This window comes from uncultured Proteiniphilum sp. (genome assembly GCF_937873925.1).
Classification (GTDB): domain Bacteria; phylum Bacteroidota; class Bacteroidia; order Bacteroidales; family Dysgonomonadaceae; genus Proteiniphilum.
Map to the genome: position 1 here is coordinate 1 of NZ_CALNAT010000233.1, position 20,989 is coordinate 20,989.

General features: G+C 40.5%; 12 protein-coding genes. 3 read left to right on the top strand and 9 right to left on the bottom strand.

The window, feature by feature from the left end:
• Nucleotides 1–59: 59 nt before the first annotated feature.
• The 3 genes from Q0502_RS16135 to Q0502_RS16145 all read left to right on the top strand — a co-directional run bounded on the left by Q0502_RS16135 (nt 60) and on the right by Q0502_RS16145 (nt 5,393).
• Nucleotides 60–1,439 (top strand): DegT/DnrJ/EryC1/StrS family aminotransferase, encoded by a 1,380-nt coding sequence (locus Q0502_RS16135; RefSeq protein WP_286833952.1) that lies wholly within the window; start codon nt 60–62, stop codon nt 1,437–1,439.
• A gap of 32 nt (nt 1,440–1,471) precedes the next feature.
• The gene (locus Q0502_RS16140; RefSeq protein ID WP_286833954.1) at nt 1,472–2,875 is read left to right on the top strand and encodes a hypothetical protein; all 1,404 of its coding nucleotides are present in this window, start codon (nt 1,472–1,474) and stop codon (nt 2,873–2,875) included.
• A 187-nt stretch (nt 2,876–3,062) separates the two neighbouring features.
• Nucleotides 3,063–5,393, top strand: coding sequence for a hypothetical protein (locus Q0502_RS16145; protein WP_286833957.1), 2,331 nt, complete (start codon nt 3,063–3,065; stop codon nt 5,391–5,393).
• Nucleotides 5,394–5,416: 23 nt separating this feature from the next.
• Here Q0502_RS16145 and Q0502_RS16150 read toward each other — a convergent pair whose 3' ends face one another.
• The 9 genes from Q0502_RS16150 to Q0502_RS16190 form a co-directional block, all read right to left on the bottom strand.
• Nucleotides 5,417–7,201 carry a phosphodiester glycosidase family protein gene (locus tag Q0502_RS16150; protein ID WP_286833959.1) on the bottom strand — a complete coding sequence of 595 codons (1,785 nt, stop codon included), beginning with the start codon at nt 7,199–7,201 and terminating at the stop codon, nt 5,417–5,419.
• Between the two features lie 16 nt (nt 7,202–7,217).
• On the bottom strand, nt 7,218–8,645 hold the full coding sequence (locus tag Q0502_RS16155) for a Gfo/Idh/MocA family oxidoreductase (protein WP_286845022.1): 1,428 nt from the start codon (nt 8,643–8,645) through the stop codon (nt 7,218–7,220).
• Between the two features lie 50 nt (nt 8,646–8,695).
• Nucleotides 8,696–10,087, bottom strand: coding sequence for a Gfo/Idh/MocA family oxidoreductase (locus tag Q0502_RS16160; protein ID WP_286833964.1), 1,392 nt, complete (start codon nt 10,085–10,087; stop codon nt 8,696–8,698).
• A 14-nt stretch (nt 10,088–10,101) separates the two neighbouring features.
• The gene (locus Q0502_RS16165; protein WP_286833966.1) at nt 10,102–12,309 is read right to left on the bottom strand and encodes an alpha-galactosidase; all 2,208 of its coding nucleotides are present in this window, start codon (nt 12,307–12,309) and stop codon (nt 10,102–10,104) included.
• Between the two features lie 19 nt (nt 12,310–12,328).
• The gene (locus Q0502_RS16170; protein WP_298653002.1) at nt 12,329–14,257 is read right to left on the bottom strand and encodes an alpha-galactosidase; all 1,929 of its coding nucleotides are present in this window, start codon (nt 14,255–14,257) and stop codon (nt 12,329–12,331) included.
• A gap of 261 nt (nt 14,258–14,518) precedes the next feature.
• The gene (locus Q0502_RS16175) at nt 14,519–15,709 is read right to left on the bottom strand and encodes a DUF4998 domain-containing protein (protein WP_286833971.1); all 1,191 of its coding nucleotides are present in this window, start codon (nt 15,707–15,709) and stop codon (nt 14,519–14,521) included.
• A gap of 11 nt (nt 15,710–15,720) precedes the next feature.
• Complete coding sequence (locus Q0502_RS16180) at nt 15,721–16,977, bottom strand: DUF5000 domain-containing lipoprotein (RefSeq protein WP_298653005.1); 1,257 nt, start codon at nt 16,975–16,977, stop codon at nt 15,721–15,723.
• A 10-nt stretch (nt 16,978–16,987) separates the two neighbouring features.
• On the bottom strand, nt 16,988–18,895 hold the full coding sequence (locus tag Q0502_RS16185; protein ID WP_286833974.1) for a RagB/SusD family nutrient uptake outer membrane protein: 1,908 nt from the start codon (nt 18,893–18,895) through the stop codon (nt 16,988–16,990).
• A gap of 11 nt (nt 18,896–18,906) precedes the next feature.
• The coding region (locus tag Q0502_RS16190; protein ID WP_298653008.1) for a SusC/RagA family TonB-linked outer membrane protein at nt 18,907–20,989 on the bottom strand (2,083 nt) is incomplete at its 5' end.

The window sequence follows — 20,989 nt, forward strand, 5'->3', positions numbered from 1 at the left end:
TTAAAAGTTAATTAAAGTGAATTGTCCAATTTTATTTGGATTTTAAATGGAAAAACATTATGAAATCAAAAAAAGTTAGCAGAAGAGCATTTCTGACAACCGTATCAGCTGGTGCAGCTGCGATGGCGAGTTCAAATGTTGTGAAACCGTTGGAAAGTATTTCTACGAATATTTATCTAAAGAGTGATATTTCCAAATTAGCGGCACTTGGAGGAGAACCGGTTGTGAATAATAAGGTTTGGCCCAAATGGCCATATGTGGATGAACAAATAGTTGAAAGCCTTTCGAAAACAGTCAGAAGCGGTAGATGGAACAGAATAGACGATAACCTAAACGGAGCTGTTCCAACTTTTGAGAAAAGATACGCTCAGCTTTTGGGAGTGAAGGGGTGCGTGACCACCGGCTCTGGAACCCAGGCGTTGCATACGGTTGTCGAAGCCATGGGATTTGGGCCGGGTGATGAAATAATTACTACTCCCTACACCGATATGGGCACCATTTCCGCAATTATCAGCGCACGTGCTCTCCCCGTGATGGTCGATTTGGATAAAGAATCGTTCCAATTGGATCCTAAGGAAGTAGAAAAGAAAATCAATAAAAATACGGTGGCTATCATGCCGGTACACATGATGGGACAGCCGTGCGATCTGGACAGTATTTTATCTATTGCAAAGAAACATAATCTTAAAGTTATCGAAGACGCTTGTCAGGCACATCTTGCTGAGCACAGAGGTCAAAAATTAGGTTCTTTAGGGGATGCCGGATGTTTCAGTTTTCAAACCAGTAAAACAATTTGCTGCGGAGAGGGTGGCGGCATTATTAGCAATAATGAGAAATTGCTTAATGACTGTTATACGGTGATGAATCATGGCACGAATAAAGAGGGTCGTTCCGTTACCATCGGGCCAAAATACAGAATGAACCAGTTTGAAGCTACTATTCTTTTAGAACAGTTAAAGCATGCTCAGGAGCAATTTGAAACACGTAGCCGTAACGCTGCTTTCCTGACCTCTAAGTTGAAAGATTTTAAAGGTTTGGTCCCTCAAAAAATGTATCATAAAACCGATAAAGGATCATATTACCTATATACAATGGCTTTCCACAAAGAGTATTGGAATAATGTTCACCGGAATGTTTTTTTGAAAGCAATAGCCGCTGAGGGAATTGAGCTCAGTCCGTATATTAAAAACGGCCTGCATCGCGAACCATGGACGGATAATATTCTTTCAAGAAGAGAATATAAGACCATGTACTCCGCTGAGAGGTTACAACAGTTCAAGAGCGACTTATTCCTCCCGGCTTGTGATTGGGTTTGCGATAATATGGTCATGCTTTGGGCGTCAGGCCCCTTGCTCGCGAATGAGAAAGACATGGAAGATGTGATCAATGCTATCATGAAAGTATATGAAAACAGGGATAAACTCCATCTGATTTCCTAGAAAGGGTCAAACTACTCATAACAGTAAGCCAAATGCTATTAAAAAATGTATCAAGAAGATCGTTTTTGACGACCGTAACCGGCGGGATTGCTGCTGCAACTGCTGCAGCCGTCCCGTTTGGAAACATCTACCGCTATATCGATAATAAAAATGGCGATTCTCTAAAATTGGGCGTATTCGATGTTGATGCCACGCCGCCCGTGAGTAGCCTTTTGACTTACGACCCAATGATCAATTCCTCTGAATTAGGGCTGAGAGCGAGAGGCGTAGTCATAACCGGGGCCGGCCTCCCTATAGTTTTATGCGCTGTCGATTGGATAGGTATTTCAAACGAATCTCAAGATGTCTTTAAACAGGCCATCGCTGAGGCGGCAGCCACGGCTTCCGACCGAGTGGCTGTGCATACCGTACATCAGCACGATGCGCCTATTTGCGATTTTACAGCCGAACGTTTATTAAAAGAGAAGAATTTGCCTATCGGTTGTTTCGATGGCACCTTCGCCCGAGTTCTTATAAAAAGGCTACAAAAGTCGATTGCTAATTCGTTACTGAAATTGCAGGATGTTACGCATATCGGATTAGGGAAAGCTCCGGTTTTTCAGGTTGCTTCCAACAGGAGAGTCGATACAATTAATGGGAAGATGGGCGTGATGCGTGGATCTTCTTGTTCTGACCCCCGGCTAAGGAATATGTCGGAAGGGGTAGTTGATCCCGATGTGTCGTTACTCAGCTTTTGGAATAAAAATATCCCGCTCGCTGTTTTAAGTTTTTATGCCACCCATCCGCAGAGCTATTACCGTACGGGCATTGCAAATCCTGATTTTCCCGGGATTGCCCGGTATCTTCGTCAGTTGGAAGTTCCCGATGCGTTGCATGTTCATTTTAATGGCGCAGGCGGGAATATTGCCGCGGGAAAATACAATGACGGTAGCCGTGAGACTCGGTTTATTCTCGCAAAAAGGCTTGCCGACGGCATGAAACGCGCATGGGAAAATACGCAGAGATATTCCGTAAATAGCGGTAATGTTACCTGGTCTGTTACGCCCGTTTTGTTGCCATCCAATCCTAAAACAGCCGATATCGAAAAGGAAATGGCCACGAAAGACGGCATTTATTTGGCCAATAATTTAGGCAGGTTGGGTTGGTATAAACGGACTTTGCAGCGGAAAGCAATTGGTTTTGCTTGTTTGGGAATTAATGATGCGAGAATTTTTTTCATGCCCGGCGAACTCTTCGTAGAGTATCAGTTGGCCGCCAAAGCAAAAGCTCCTGATAGATTCGTGGCGATGGCCGCGTATGGCGATTATGGCCCATTTTATATTGGGACCAGGAATGCGTACCGGGAAGGCGGATATGAAATTCTTTCAAGCCCTGTTACGGAGAATGCGGAAGGCGTTATAATGAGGGCAATTGATGAACTTTTTAACAGGAATTAAACGAATTGTAAACTTGACTATAACATTCTAATTACCAGCGTATATACTTGATTTAAGTTAAGTAAATAATAGAGTGTTATTTTTTATTGCTTTTGATATCGTTTTTTACGTCTAATATTGAACAGAAACGATATGTTTATTCTACGATTTTCAACTTTTTTTAACACAATAAAATGTATACAGGCTTATGATGGCTCAAACTATATTTCTATTACTTTTATTGAATTTCGGTCTTGATGGGACAAGCGAGATTCCAAAAACAGAAAAATTCCCGGTGGTCAATCAAATCGATAAGGAGATTGGCCTATTCCCAATAGATTATAAATACTCTGGCTGGCGCGGCGGTGTAGGTGTTGCTTTTGGTCAACCTACACTCAATATACCAGATATAACCGAACTTGGCGTTGAAATAGTGTGGGGAGGAGAAGACGCAAAACGTACGTCGATGTTGGACATAGCCGTCTTCGACTATTGGAATTCTGTGGTCGAGATATCGATTAAAGATCCAGAAGGACGATATGATTTCAGTCATATAGAAGACAAAGAGAAAGCGGCCGTAATAGCATTTGACAAATATGCTGAATTACAATACGGAGTGCCGGGACTTTCGAAGTACGCTAAAGTGAAGTATATTTCAGATGGGGCGTATGGGGATGTCTATGGTGAAATGGATCTGTCGTCGATTAATCCTTTGGTGAAAGCTGTAGTATCCAGCAAACTGGAAAGATTAACGAAAAACGGGAATAAATATGGGGGAATGGCGCTTGACAATGCCGGAAAAGTTCCCGAGACCTTTCTGGAGTATCTTCAAAACAGTTTGCATCCTGCGGGATTTGGTATTTTCACCAATGGAGGGCCAAGTCATTTATACCGCTATGTCGATCTCTTCGCGAATGAGGGTTTTCAATTCTCACAACAAAGGATGCATAATATGCAGGCGGATGGTTTTAAAGGAGTTCAGGCGGAATTACTTACCCGTCAATTGTCAGCCGGAGAACTGGAAAAATACCTGAAAGCGAAACACTTTAATGGTATTGTATATTTCGGATATACAGACGGAAGAGTCAGGGCGGCCGGGACACACTATTCATTTTTTTCTTCCCGACCGGATATTTATGACCATCAACGATGGGTTCTGCGTAAAATCTTGCCACTAACCCGATCTATGTTTAGCGCGGGACCACAAGATAATGCGTATGCTTATCTTCTAAACAACAAGACAGAGCGTCGCGCCGAGTCATCTAATAAGAGTCGTCAGAATCGTGTTGATGCAACCGGAAGAGTTATTGAGCCGGGGTTGATTGAACCGGAAGATAATGATATTTTTAACGGAACTTTGGCGCTAGATGGAAGTGTTAAAAGATATGGCGATGATGTTGAGAAAGGAATTTATTTTTATGTCAATTCTAATAGGCCGGAGACCGTTGAATGCCGTCTTGATAGTTTAGATGCGGAGACATCCGGCTTACTTGTTTTTGATGAATTTTCGGAAAAGCCATTGAAATATCAAAGAGATGGAAGAAAGATCCGATTCGAGACGCCATCCGGTCCTTCTCTCATTCAATTTGGGAAAAAAGAGGTAATTGTTGAAAAAATCCTCTCACGTATTTCAAATCTATTTAAAGTGCAGTTGTTACAACGTGAAATGGATGAAAAACTAGGAATTGGATATACTCAAAAGAAAATGACTCTGCCATCCCCTAATTTATTAAGGGCAGATTTCGATAAGCCAATGAAACCATGGACCCCGTTTTGTCAGGGTTATCTCATCGATTTAAAGACAAAAAGGTCTGGACGCGGCAGTCTACGAACCGACGGAAATACCTATTCGATGTATAATAATCAATGGCCTTACCATAACCGACAGGGTGCCGCCCAGTTTGTTACGCTGAACCAGTCGAAACCGGAACCTCTGACGCTTACGGCTTATAGTAAATCTGTGAACGTTAAGAGGTCAGATTTAAAGCAGATCACTGACGAGAACCGAAGAGATCATTTTGGTGAACGGTTAGGGTATTATTATGCAATGCATTTATATCTGGATTATCAAGATGGGAACTGGCCAGAAGTTCATACTTTCACCTTCTCTCCCGGGACACATGATTGGGAAGAAGGGAAGATTACCGTTATTCCTAAAAAAGCGGTAAAAACAGCAATGGTCCTAGTGGAGCTACATCAGCCTGAGGGTACTGCCTGGTTTGATGATTTTAGTCTTGTTGAAAGTACAAACCCCCAGCACAACTTACTTGCGAGCGCTGATTTTGAAAATTCCGATATTCTTTTGGACAAAGCCAACGCGCGTGAATACGATTTGAAAGTATCCGCATTAAATGAAAGCATAAATCAAACGAGAAAGAAAGTATCTCTCAAAGAATTGAAACAACTTGAAAATGAAGTCATGTCGATTCAGCAATGGCTAATTTCACAGGGAATTGCAGAAATATCGGGGCGTGAGATGCGTGATTTTTATGATGCGTCCGAAAAATTAAGAATTTGTCGGAATCTACTGGAGAAATAGAAGAAAAGTGAATATGGGGTATTTCAGTTGTTATCTTGACGAACAACCAATACTCCATTTCCTACAGCTCTCACACTCCCATCCGATGGGTTGTTAACCACTTGATCTCGGACTACCATTACCGATGATCCTCCTCCATCTAAATTAATGGCATACCAAGCTCCGGCCGACAAGAGTATTTCACCGAAATCTTTCATCGTGCATCCTTTTGAAAAGGTTTGCCTACCGTCGGCAACCATTAAATAGGCTTTTCTTTTATCTTTAGAATAACCAATTCCCGTTCTTGGATTATATAGGTCATCACCTTCGGCTCGTTCTCCGTTCTTTAGAATAATATTATCGCTTCCTCCAACCATCTCTTTAATTTTAATTGTCAGATTTGGATTCGATTTTAGGGTAACTCCAAGATAAATATTGATTTCTTCATTCATTTTTAGCGTTTTTAAAAAATCTGCGGAGCTCCCCCTGCCATGCAAAACGGCACATCTTTCAGGAATTATTGATTTCCCCGGGTTGTCATAAATGTCTTCAACCTTGCATCGGATTTCTCGATTAGCTTCAAAAAAGAAACTTTCATTATCCTTAGGTCGTATTACAACCTTTGTTCCACCATCGACAGTTCCCGTTGTTTTACCGAATGAAGGTGTATAAAGTGTCATCAAATTGGGGGTAAGATTAGGGTAAGCCTCTAATCTCAGCATATTTACGGTATGTATTGTTGTGGTAAACTCTCCTTTCTTCAAGATCCCCTGAAAAATGGGCCTATCGATATAAGGTATTCCATCTTCACTTAAAATGAAACAAGCCCGGCCGGTCGGATTGGTTACCATCCCTCCATGATGGAACTGCCCACTTCTTGGAATGCCTATTTCAATAGGATCCTGATAAAAATAAAAATCCCCGTTTGTGGCCGCAACGACGTCGTAACCTTGTAATCTTTTCCGCTCTACCATTGCATTTGGGCGTTCGGTTGCGATGGCATTGTCCATCGCGAGGCAGGTCTCTACTCGGATGAAAGGGTTTGTCAAATCGATTTCTAATGCATAGACTCTCAGGGGGTATTCTTTTATTGCGATAGAATAGTAGGATAAACCCGGGCTAATAGTTTGTCTTTGTTGGAGTGTATCTACTCGATACCATTTCCCGTTGATTTTACAAACATCTTTAAGTTCTGTAGTCGTTACGTATAACTTGTCCAGATAGATAATCTGATTGTTTTTATCTTTTACGTAAGGCAGCAGATTATAGGTTGTCGCCGGTTCTAAATTATCAATTAAGATTGTTGAATTAACCGATGATTTTTTAACTGGATCTTTAGCTGTTACTTCCGATTTACTGTAGTGTATTCCCCATTCTTTTAACCGGCTTGTTGAGTTGAATGAAATTTCAACGGAAGTGCTGGTAATTTTACTGTAATCAATTATTGCTTTAAAAGCGATTGGCGATAGAGTCGTGAATTTTTTTTCAATTCCGTGATAGGTAACGCCATCATCGACATAAGCGCGATAATAATAAAGCTGATCAGAGACTAATTCACTTAAACGGACTTCATATCCACTTTCAGAAGTATTTGTATGGGACATTTTTATATATCCATTACCATTTTTAATTTCAATGCCATAATCTCGAATGGTTCCACTTCCGGCATCGGTAATTTTTCCTAAACAAGTGGCAGATATATCGGTAATTTCCTTGACGCCTATCGTTTCAACTTGGGGCGGGTTCACTCCTTTTTCCGGCGTTTCATTACAACTTAAAGAAAAGAATACCAATAAAAGAAAGTATAATATAAATTGATTGCCTTTCATTGACGTTTCGGAAAATTCAATTAATGCTTTTCTTTACGGATGTGTTGCCACCTTCCGATAAGGATATATCAACCGGTTGATTGCCCTGCCATGCCCCTCTTGTAAAATCAGGTACTTCTATAGGCCTGGAATTATTAGATAAAGACCACTGACTCAACGAAGTTATCACACTCCATGCAGCAGCGTCGTACACATCAATATCCATCGGTAATCCGTTTCTTAAACAGTCGATAAGCCTCCATGTCATCAGAAAATCCATTCCTCCATGCCCTCCGACCTCCTGCGCCATATCTCCGATCCTTTTCACAATCTTCGGCATATATTGCTCATTTACCTTTTTCATTTCTTCTTCGTTCAACCACTCGTCCCCGACGGAGATTCTGGCCGGGAGCGGATATTTCTGGGCGGCAGCGCGGGTTCCGCTGATGGCATGTATCCGCGAATAAACTCTGGGGCTTGTAGTGTCATGCTGCAGCATGATAGTACGACCCTTTTCAGTACGAATGATCGAAGTATTTATATTACCCCTGTAGGAATCGGTATTGAATTTTTGATAGAACGGGTCGGATGAAGCCAACTCTGCTACATTTTTGCCCAACATAAAATCATCTGACGACATAGAAACCATATGGCTCAATTTATCCCCACGATTTATATTCATGATCTGACAAACCGGGCCTAATCCATGGGTAGGGTAGATATTCCCGTCATGATACTGACTCTCTTCGAGTCTCCACATATCATTATCCCTCGTCTTTTCATAGATCTTTTGAAAGTGCAGATAAGCAGCATCGCCGTGTATGATATCGCCGAAAAAGCCCTGACGTGCCATATTCAATGTCAATAATTCGAAGAAATCGTAACAGCAATTCTCCATCATATAACAATGTTTCATCGTGTTTTCTGATGTTTCCACGATATTCCACGCTTCATCCACCGTTGCGACGGCCGGTACCTCAACAGCCACATGCTTTCCGCATTCCATCGCATAAACGGATATTCTGGCGTGAAGCGGACCTCTCGGCACCGCAATACTGATCAGATCTATATCGGGATTCTCACATAAACCCCGCCAGGCATCATTGCTTCCGGTATAAACCCCGGCTGTAGGTAATCCTCTCTTTTGCAATAACTGCTGTGCCTCATCAATACGAAACTGAGCAATATCACAAATAGCTTTTATCTCCACCCCGTCCAAAAACGTCATCTGATTAAGATTGGAATATCCTCTGTTACCGACTCCTACAAAGCCGGTGCGAACAGTTTTAAGTATTGGAGCCCGGTAGCCGCACATATTATTATATTGATTGCTTTTTGTCTTGTAACCGGAAATAGTTTTAATTTCGTTCGAAACCATTTCGTTGGCCTTAAGGCCGGGGGCGACCGTCAAACCGATGCCTCCGATTGCAATTTGCTTTAAAAAGTCTCTCCTGTTCTCTTTCATACGACAATATTTATTTTTTCTCTTTTCTATTATCCGAAACCATCAGTCACCTATAAAACCCTATCCATATCTATAATAGGCCATGGCTTTGCATCCTTCCATTCTCCTCTCGTAAAATCCGGAACTTCTACCGAATTACTTCTGTCTAGAACCGATCTTTCACTTAACTCCACAATGGAGGACCATGCTGCCGCATCATAGACATCCTGATCCAAGGGTAAGCCATTTCTCAAACAATAAATCAGTCTCCAATCCATAATATAATCCATTCCTCCGTGCCCTCCGACCTTTTTGGCCTGTTCACCTATATACCTCGATAATGGATGTTCATACTTTTTCATGATAGCATTAAAATCCTCATCACTTAAAAATTCATGCGGGTCGGGCTCCAGGGCTATCTTTTGTTCCGGATATTTTACCGCATATCCTTTTGTCCCATAAAGTTTATGAAGACGGTCATACGGAGCCGGACTCGTCACGTTATGTTCGATTAGGATTGTATTTCCATTGACTGTTTTGACAGTTGTACAGTTCATGTCGCCCAACTTATAGACAGTTTTCGCTTCCGAAGAATCTTTACCGTATTTGTTTTCCGCATAGAGCGTCAATCCGTGATGATTTGAAGACATTGACGTAAGATAATCAAAGCGATCGCCTCTGTTAATACCCATCATTTGTGCAATCGGTCCCAGTCCATGAGTGGGATAGGGATTCCCCGTATGCCTGGTGTAATGATCCACTCTCCAGGTATTATGGTAGCTGTCGCTTCTGTCCAACTGGCATCTCAAATCATGGATATAAGCGCATTCACCGTGAAATACTTCTCCGAATAGACCTTTACGGGCCATGTTCAACGTAGTCAATTCAAAAAAGTCGTAACAACAATTTTCCAGCATCATGCAATGGCGTTGCGCCTGTTCAGCCATATCTACCAGTGCCCAACAGTCGTCTATCGTCATTGCCGCGGGAACTTCGATGGTAACATGTTTCCCATGTTTCATCGCGTACAAGGCGATTGGAACATGCAGATTCCAAGGCGTTGCATTGTAAATTAAATCAATATCATCACGCTCACATATTTTCTTCCAGTCTTCCTCTTTGGAATAGACAATTGCCTCCGGACGTCCGGCATCCCTAAGATTTTCTTGCGCCGATGCAATTCTTTCAGGTACTAAATCATCGATAGCGACAATCTGTGTGCCCTTAATTCTGGCCAGACGGTAAACCGCACTATTACCCCTTCCTAAGCCAATCACGGCAATTCTCACCACAGGGAGAGGTTCACAACGCAAGCCCATCACCGATTTACCTTTTCGTCTGGGTATTTTCAATCCTTTCTTCGCTGTTTCTGATGAATTCCCTGCATAACCGGGTAATCCCAAAGCTCCTAGCGCAACCCCGCTCAACACGGTCTTTTTAATAAAATCACGACGAGTACTCATAAATCTTGTATTATTTATATTTCACTAAGCAATATGACTGAACTATCAAATATGGCTTCAATTTGAAGATTTATCCCAATTTTCATCAACTCTTCTCCGGTAAATGTTTTTCCATCCGCCCAGAAACTCTTACGATTGTTTCTAGTATTCAATTCTTCCAGTCTGTACCTTTTATTCGGATCTAACCCCTTTAATTTACATTCAAAGTATTCTGTCCTACTGTGGAACTCCAGGCTGTACGCGAATAAAACGGCGTGGGACTGTTTCCTGTCAACGTAGAGCGATGCCGACCATCCGCCTTCATTATTGGGGGAAAGTAACCGATACAAATCTCCAAACTGAACGATCGGTCTAATTTTCTTGTATGTACGGATAGCTTCCGTTACAAAAACTTTATCGTCACCGGCTATATCCTTCAACTGTAATTCTAGTCCCAAGCGTTGTGACATCGCGACATCGAATCTGAATTTCAAAGGTGTTACCATCCCCGTTTGATGATTAGGGCTCGTTGAAACATGCGACGCCGTTGCCATTGCAGGAAAGAAGAGACTAGTACTGTACTGAATAAAAAGGCGATTCAACGGATTGGTATTATCACTTGCCCAAAATTCATCATGAAACCGCAACGCGCCGAAATCCAAACGTCCTCCTCCAGATGAGCAAAGTTGAATCATCACATCCGGGTGTGATTCCCTAATCCGTTCATAGACTTTATACAACCCTCTCGTATATTCTATCCAGAAATGGGTTTGCTCTTCAGCTCCCAGGTAATCGGAACCGACATTGTCGACATGTCTGTTGGCATCCCATTTAATATAACTGATATGTTCCGACAACGATAAAACATCATTGAATGTTTTCACTACAAAATCCTGCACTTTCGGGTTACTGAGATCCAATAACCATTGATTACGAATAGTCAGCATTTCCCTGTCCCCGCTTTTCACGATCCATTCAGGATGCTTTTCGGCCAGTTCGCTTTTAGGATTGACCATCTCAGGTTCTATCCATATTCCAAATCGGAGGCCTTTGTTTACAGCATATCGGGCAAGAAAATCAATTCCTCCCGGTATTTTTTTTCTGTTGACCTGCCAATCTCCCAATCCCTCACGATCATTGTTACGGGGATATTTATTGCCAAACCAACCATCATCCATTACAAACATTTCCACGCCAAATTCTGCCGCATGATCAATCATTTCCATAATGGTCTGCTCGTTGAACGAAAAATAGGCGCCTTCCCAGCTGTTAAGAACCACTGGACGTAACTGACCACCGTGAGCCAGCGCATATTTACGACTCCAGTTGTGATAATTGCGGGATATCTCTCCCATTCCGGATGAACTGTAAGTCATTATATTCTCCGGAGTTTGAAAAGATTCCCCGGCTTTGAGTTTATAGGATGACGCAAAAGGATTCATACCTGATAGGACATGGAGCCTGCCGAATTCATCAAATTCAAACGAAAGTTTGTAATTGCCCGACCATGCCAGCGATCCGGCGTATATTTCGCCACTGTTTTCTTGCACAGGATTATTTAATGATAACAAAAAGGATGGGCTTTCCGACTGAGTGGTACGGACACCTTTCTTCGACTCAACTTTTTTTATTCCGGGCGTCAGCTTTTCTTCAATCAGTTGCATCTCGTTTGCCCAAGTACCGGAAAAATGAGTTAAGTAATAGGACTGCGCTGTCAGCGGTAAATATGAAGAAGCCAATTCCTCTATCATTACCGGCTTACTCTCATTATGACTTACACAAACGCTCTGACTAATCACATTCTCCTTCCGGTATGCCTTAAACTGAAGATCAACCCAGACAGGATAGATTTTGTCCTTTAGCCGAATAACGGTTTCAGTCACATTATCATCGATATCTTTTGTATGGTGAGAATCATAGACGAGATCCGTGGTCAATACCCCATCCTGATGAACCAGACGGATCGCAGGCTCCATATATAATCTCCTCCCGTACGCCGGAAAGATCTCCGGAGCTGTACTCTCCTTTATATCCTGGTTCATTTTAAATCTCTCTTTGGAGATCTGCAAGGGAGTTGTCGACAGCTTATCTCCAAAATACTGGAAAATAGCTTTTTCACCCAGCTGAGACGTAAATATCAGACTGAGGCGTTCCGTTTCTATATGGATAAGCTCGCTGTTCTGTCCAACAGATACCATTATAAAAGAACTGAGGAAAAAACTGATAAAAACAATATATTTCATTAATAACAAGCCTTCTAAATTAATAAGTGGAGTATTTATACAATGCAAAACTGTTCATTTTAGGAAGATGTAGTGTAACGGATCCCGTATCGGATACCTGCTGTTTTATTCGGTCTCCATCTCCGGCTATAGGCGTCAAATTAACGACCCGGCCTGCAGGAAGCCATGTCTTAATCTTCGCACTAGCGTTCGGTGACATTTCCCTGAAAATCAGCAAATATCCCTGATCGTCCCGTATAGATTGAAAACCTGTCCAAGATTTTCCGGAAGGTTCATCCCCGATCGGTAAAATCACACCTTGGTGAAAATCGTGTTGAATGGTCCGGTATTTTTTTATCAGCTGTTGATTTGTAAATGCTCCTGCAGGAAGATCCGCCACATCCATCCAGACGAGAGGTTGTGCGGCCATGGTTGTGGCAAACAGGTATTCGAATGAATAATTTATCGGGGCAAACGGATCGTTTTCAGGGTATTTGTCTTTATTTTTCCACTTGTTGGGAAACTCAATAAGTAATTTTTCTGCAGGTATGTACCTTGACAACATCCAGAGATTTCTAAGGGTTTTATATGGATAGTAATTACCCCACTCAGTGTATCTGTTTTCTAAGAACAAGTTTCCATATTCCGTAAACATAAAATAACCGCCCCTGACTCCGGCTGTAATATCTATGTTAAAGAAGACATTTTCGTCAGTTTCACGCATCACTTTATCGTACATCATGCGGGTTCTTCTTTCTGCCAACTTGTTGGGCATCTTCTGACCATCAATTTTAAACATTCTTACCCCGTAATCCCGATACATTTTGATAATGGCATCGGCGTCTTTTTCCCAATCTTCATTATCATTGGAAAGCGACGGGTTTAAATAGAGGCAGACATCCACGCCAAGTTCTTTCCCTTTCTCAATGACGGGGGATAGTCCGTTAGGAAACAACTGCTTGTTGGGAGTCCAGAAATCAGGATTCTTTTTATAAACGTGCTGATAGGTCCCTTCATCGCTCCCTTCCTGCCAGCCATAATCCAATTGAAAATGGGTTATACCCAGCCGGGCACACGCTTCAATTTGCTTTTTGCAAAAATTTTCTGTCAATCTGCTGATGCTTCCTCTGTCCCCCCAAGTATTCATCACTATCATTTCATCCCTTTCAGGAAGGAGCTTGCGAAAATTTTTCTGATACTTTTGCAATGCAGTCAAACGTTGGATTTCTCCGCCGGAATAAACCCCGACAACAGCACTGTAGGCCTTTGTCCATTCATCCACATTCAAATCTTCAGGCGTAACGCCGAGTCCAATCATCCTTACATGTCCGAAGTTGGTAACAAAATCAGCTCCCGGATAGGCCAGTTGTACACCAGAACACGGAGCCTCTTTCAAGAAGAAGAGACCATCGTCAGATTCCATATTTTCACAAAAAAGTAGATTTCCCCGGTAAGTATTTTCGGTATAGGATGTACCCGAATAGGGTTTAACCATTGTGTTATTGAAATCAGACCTGTCCAGAAATTCAACAGTGTTCAAAGACCAATGTTTTCCTTCTAACGAAATTTGATCTATTATCGGAATTTCGTTGTATTGAGAGAGAATATTTCTGGATTCGACATAATCCAACTCCGCCGGATCTTTCTGTTTAATGACCCATTTTCCTTTTGCCTCTCCCCTTAAATAAATATCACAAGCGATGACGGGACAATCAGAATAAATTCGGTATACCTTTCGAATCTGCAAGTGATCAAGCGTATATTCAACAGTTATAGCCAAATGTCTGGGCAAAATAGCGGTTTCTATCTCTTCAGCAAACCATTTGTCATTTTTTGCGTCTTGATTTTGCTGGGGAATAAAAAAGTCGGGAGATAGTTTTTGATTGATCCAGCTATGGCAATTTTTTTTATCTTTGATAGAGATAGTTTTAAGATTCCCATTATTCCAGAGGAATTTTCGCTCGATCAAATTATTTCCAATAAATAAAGTATCATCATCGAATCTCGCGTAATAGGTATTTTTATCAATACAAAATATAAGTTGAATATTAATAATAAAGATTGAAAGGAAGATAAATTTTTTTAGAGTCATCTTGTCTATATTTAATTTCGCGGATAATTTTGGTAACATGTTATCCGAATCTAAAATATAGATTTGGATAACATGTTCACTTGATTTCTATAGGGATTTATTGATAGATCAATTGTGTCACCACCAATGAATATCAAATCATTCATTACTTCGCCCGCACACAAATATCTCTGAAATTTGTGTGTTCTGCGCATTATTCGAATCTCTTAAATAGATAAGCAGATAGCGTCCGGCAACATTCAATCCATCAGAAACCTCCAAGACCAATCTATTGTTTGATGCATTCGAGTCAAAAATTCCTTCGGTTATTTTTGTCCATTTATTAAAATCAACATTCATGTCTCCGGGGATATATTCATTTCCAACGTAATATTCCACTGAACGTGTCGAGTTGTTACTCCAACGGCGAAAGGTTTCAATCATCGCAATTTTTTTCGGTGACTTCATGTCTATTACTGCCCAGTGAGGAAGAGGTGCGACTGGAGACCATCGAGAATGCCAAAAATTAGATGGTATTCCTTGTGCATGAATGATCCCATCAATAATTGTTTTAACACCGCCTCCATCCGAAACTTGTTCATCGGAAACCCCTATGACTTCCCAGTTACTTCTGTCGAAAGGAAATTTTGTTTTATTGAACGACCAATCTGTAGCGAAAGTATCTATCGCGGTTGGTTCAGGTAAGAAAAATGTACGGTATTCGAAAGGTGAATCTGTTTTTGCATCTGGACAAGCCATGGACGTGGAAGATGCCGATAGCGATACAATTGCTTCTTGATTATCCTTCTTCGTGTATTTAACTTCTACCCCGATCATCTCTTCTGATGCTGCATACCAATCGATGGTTGCGTTCTCGTTTATGGCGTATTGTGAAACTGATTTTACCCTGCGATTTGAGAGCCCATTTTCAAAATTAGCGCCATATGAATTTGCAAAACCTTCGACTTTCAGAGAATAATTATCGGATGAATCTATTGTCTTCACGTGGAAAGAATAAGACCCTTCCTGTAAATTATCAATCATTACTTTTCCCGAATCACATAAAATGTGACTCTCTTTTATTGTTGCTCTTTCAATTGGAATTTCCAATGAATCTTTTCCATTATTCCAATATACATTAATTGATCGTACACTAGGCGAATCGTACAACCAATATTGAAATTGAATTCTACGTTTTCCAGATGAGAAAATAACCGAATCTACTTTCGGTGCATATACAATTTCTCCTCCTTTTGTATAGTCTTTATGATAATCCATCATATCTTCACATGAGAAAAATGCAAAAAAAGACAATATAATAATGTATAGATTGCTGTTTATCTTTTTCATCTTTTGTATTGTTAATCTATAATTTCACCGAAAAAACTTACTTCTGCAAAATAGCAGTTCGAAACATTTCCAAATGTCCTGTTAACTTTTACCCGTATATAACGCACTGCGGGTGAAGTTATGTCAATTGTAAAATCATGTCCTTTAGCGGCTACCGTAAAGTCTTCATCTGTTACAGTGCCTAATGGTGAACCGGAAGGCTTTATGGTTTTAAAATCTCCAATTTTTATCCATCCGGCCTCTTCCCATTTTCCATTCATAATCGGTTGATCTTGCGCACCCCATACTTCAAATAATTCAATATTTCCCTGATTATAAACACGTGGAGCGTAATTATAATCTCGTTGGAACGTATGAATGCGACTTAACTTCATCAGACAATGCAAGTCAATTGTAAACGCTGCTCCGGGAACCGTTGCTATGTATGTATGGCTCCAGGTGTCTCGGCTCCCGTCAAACATGCTGTAAGCGCTATTACCTGACGCCCACCCCGGGTAATCCCATCTTACGTCATTTTCATAAGGGTAAATAAGAGCAGCGCCTTGCGGTAAGGTGTTGTTATTTAGTATTTCAATTTTAGAACGATCTAACTGTTCTTCAAAAAGTGGAGTAATTACACCTTCTTTTGGGTATAGCGTATCAGAGTAATTCTCGTATCTGTCGCTGACAATGGCCCCAAAACGATATGGATTTGTATCGTATCCGCGAAGAGCGCCACTCCCGTCGGCTAATTGAGACGAAATTATCTCTACTGTCTGTAACTCGCCTTTGTCGTTTTCTCCTAGAAACTCGAAATTCAAGATCTCTTTGTCTTCATTTTTCCACCTAAACCCTACTCCTCCAAAATCGCTTAAGAATTCGAATGATTCTACAACTTTTTGGATGGCTGATTTTAGGGGAGTGAAACTTACTTCAACTGGATCTGAAAATTCAAGGGCGCGATTGAACGTATACAATGTTGCCGAATGTACCTTTTCATCGGTATATCCTTTTATTTCCAAGGATGTTTTATAATAAGAAGAAACTACTTCTCTTTGTTTTCCACTCTGTAAAGTGTAAATTGCTTTAACCCCTAATATATCATTTGAATTAGGAATTTCATAGGTAATTCGTACCCCCCCTGCTATGGGTGTCGTTTCCATGACAGTCACCTTGTCCGGCTTACCGGTTTTTTCATTTATCGGTTCCAAATTTTTCTCACTGCAGGAGAAGACAACCGATAACAAGATAGTGATATAAAAAACTTTTTTCATATTTATCATTTCCATTAATTGTTTATTACCAACCTGGATTTTGTATCAAATTCGGATTATTGATAATATCAGAATCAGGTATGGGCAGAAGATAATTATTTACTGTGAAAGATTGCGTGTAATAAGGAACTACTGTATAATATTCCCTGATATCAGTAGCACTGGTATTAAACCCTTCTATCTTACGATTATTTAAATTTTTCACGGCTGTTTTCCAACGACGACAATCCCAAAAATATGAACTTTCGGCAAATAACTCAATTTTACGTTCGCGGTGTATAATTTCTCTCATACCTGCTTTGGTCAGTGGTTTGTCAGGCTCATTAGAGTACTTCCTCCAGCTATCCAAGACACCCTCCAATCCGGCACGCCTACGAACCATATCCACGTATTGATAAATTTCTTGATCGGGGGAAGATTTCACTTCATTCAATGTTTCTGCATACAAGAGATAAAGATCAGCCAGACGCATCATTGGAACCGGGTATTTATATTCATACCAAGTATCTGCATTTCTAAATTGGGATTCAAAATTGACATACTTCTTTGGCCAGTACCCTGTTACATGAAGATCCCTAGGTTGAAGAGAACTTGATGCAGGTTCGCCCCAGCGCATCTTTACAGTAAAATTTGTTTGCGGTGTATTCCCGTACCAAACCGCCCTGTCAAAAGTCAGCCAAGAATAAAACCGGGGTTCTCTGTCGAAATTCATCGAAACGGTTTGTTCGGTTTGATCAATATAATATTTATGTTGACTATCCCCTTTACGAATGCTAAAACGTCCCTGATAATCATATATTTTATCTTCATTAATTGGCACTCCGTTTTTGGAATAAAACTCATCTACTATATCCAAGGGGACGCAATAGATTCCTCTGGTTGCCTGGCTGGAAGAGGCAGCATATCGAGGCATTGCGCAACCCTGATATATTGTCGTTGAACTACATCCCCATATTAATTCCACATTCCAGCGTTCAGTATAAACCGATCGTAACGTATTTAGCAGATTAACCTGTTCTGGAAGTCCTACAGGCGTTTTGTAATCGGATTGTTGATATAAACGAATTCCGGCCGTTTCACATGCCTCTATTGCTTTTTTACAGGCTGCCGCTGCTTTTTCCCATCGAGAAGGATCAGGTGTCTGATTAAAGAACGGTTTACCCTCATGGTTTAAAAAATTATTGAAGTCTGTATTCCCATTATAGAGGGGACTGGCCCAGGCTGTTAATACCCTCGCCTTAAACATCGATGCGATGGGATGCGTGTATCTCCCCAATTCTGTCGATGTTGTTGTTATGACATCGGGGAGGGGTTTGTTATCTTCCGAATCGCCCAATGCTTCTTCAGTGAGTTGAAGAATGTATTCAAAGCAATCATCAATTTTTTCCCGATACGCGCGAATTGTTTCTCCAGATGCTCCAACTGGTGGATTTTCTTTTAATAACACAACCGGACCATACATCTCCATCAGGAAGAATATATCCATCGCTTTATGTAGTTTTACTTCAGCGCTCCAACGTGCTTTTTCCTGAGAATCTAAATCCGGTACGCTTTCAATATTTTTCAAGAAAGTGTTGCAATCGTTTATATTTTTATATAAGCTAGGGGTATAGGCTGCACCTCCCGACCAATAATTTGCATACGGATCGGTAGGGGTAGAGTAGCCTAAAGCCACTTGCATCCCCATCCAATCGGGCCGAATTTGGTCGTTAACAATAAATTCGCCAGTACCCATGAAAGCCGGATTGGACGTGGCATCGCCATATCTTGGCCCTTGCTGATAGATTGTTGATAAATACTTTTCTGCATTATAACGATTTGAGAAAGCGTGATCTATTGTCGCTATATCGTCAGGAACAACATCTAGATAATTGCATGCACTTACTGTAAGTGCAAGAACTAATATTATTATGTAATTATAAATGTACTTCATATTCATAAGATTTAAAATCCAACATTTAGACCAATATTTATTACCCTTTGGAGCGGATATCCCAATCCGTTTCCACCCATTTCAGGATCCCAAAATTTGAAATTACTGAAACATAATAAGTTTGTACCACTTAAATAGAGACGAAGATTTCCTACATGCAGTGTGTCCATTACTCTTTTAGGAAAGGTATAACCCAACTCGGCACTCTTTAAACGCAAGAACGATGCATCTTGCATAAACCAAGTACTTGGTTTGTTATTGTTGTCGATTGCTTGATTAGCTAATCGCGGCCATACAGCATAAATATCCGGGTTAGATTCAGACCAATAACTATCTGAAAATGCTCTTAATACATTATTCCCATTTAAAAATGGGATAATGTTATTCGAATTATCTTTATTTGTATTCATCCAAAAAGATTGTCTGCCAGAGCCTTGGAAAAAGAATGAAAAATCCAAGCCTTTATATCCCATTGAAAGACCAAAACCATAATTGATTTCTGGTACTGTAGGATACCCAATTGGTACCATATCTAATTCTGAGATTCTTCCATCGCCGTTAATATCCCTATACTTAATATCACCCGCCTTATAGTCTCCAAATTGCGTCGGGGAATTTTTAACTTCTTCTTCGTCTAAGAATAAACGCTCAGCGATGTATCCCCAAGTTTGATTGATGGAATATCCTACTCTGGAACGCCATGGAGCATCTGAATATTCCGGTTCTTCCCACTCTAATACTTTACTGGTGGCGTATGTAAAAGTTCCGCGCCCGATCAACCAAAAATATTTGTTAAAATTCTTTTCATAATTAAATTCAACATCGATCCCACTTCCTTTTGCTTTTCCAAGATTCGCTTTTACAGGCACACCTATACCTGTTGTCTTAGGAATAGTCCGGGATAATAAGATACCTTCCCGTTTTTCATTAAAAAAATCAGCGTTTGCCGAAAAACCATTCTTCAGGAGAATTTCAAATCCTAAATTAGTTTTATAAGATTTTTCCCAACCGATATCATCATTCGCATATCTTGAAATAGTAACTATACCGGGATTATAGTCTAGGTTGGTTCCCCAATTAACGAAGCTGCTACCACCTATATTCACTTTAGATAAATAGTAGAAACGGTCGCTGGCACTTCCTATTGCATCATTTCCTACTAATCCGTAGGTCGCTTTTAATTTAAATACAGGAACATATTCCTTCAATGATGCAAAAAAATCTTCGTTTGATACCATCCATGCTGTGCCAATAGACGGAAAGAAGCCAAAACGATGTTCGGTAGAAAAGCGTTCCGACCCATTGTATCCAAAATTAAATTCGCCGAAATATCGCGTATCATAATTATAGGCCAAACGTCCTGATAACCCTAAATTCCTATAGGGAAGTGATGATTGTAGATCTGGTGCAGTTCCTTCTTTTTCTTCCCGCATTTGATATACCAATAAAGCGTTGACATCGTGCTTTTCTTGAAACTTCCGATTATATTCAGTCATAGCTTCCAAATAAAAAGTGGATTTTATATAACGGTCGCCTTCCTTAAAGTCCAACCATTCAGTTCCAGAGGCTTGGTTCAGGACGTCCAATTCATATTTTTGAGTCCATTTGTCATAACTCCCATCCTTGATTTTGTAAAAAAATGGAGAATACTGACGAGTTACGGTGTAATCTGAATTTCTATTCATGTTTACCATTGCTCTTGCAGTGAGCCCTTTAGTAATCATGGAGAGGTCTTGTTTAATTTCAAATTGCGTGATTAACGTGTTTTTACTATAATCTTTATACCCTTTCATCGCTTCTGCATAAGGATTTAGGTATCCTCCGTTTCCATAATTTCCAAATAGAATGTGCTTCGTAAAGATATTCGCCTCGTCAGGCTCATAATATGGTTTAAACAATACCGGATTTGATCTCATTATTTTGCGGTATAGATCTGCACCTCCGTCCAGAGGTCCAGTATATTCATCAAAAGAAGAATTCATTTTTATGATCATCTCCGTAGTTTTCGTTACATTGATATTTACATTCGCACGAATATTATACTTTAATAAGTCAATATTCGAATTAAACTGATTCTTTGAGTCCGGTTTTAAA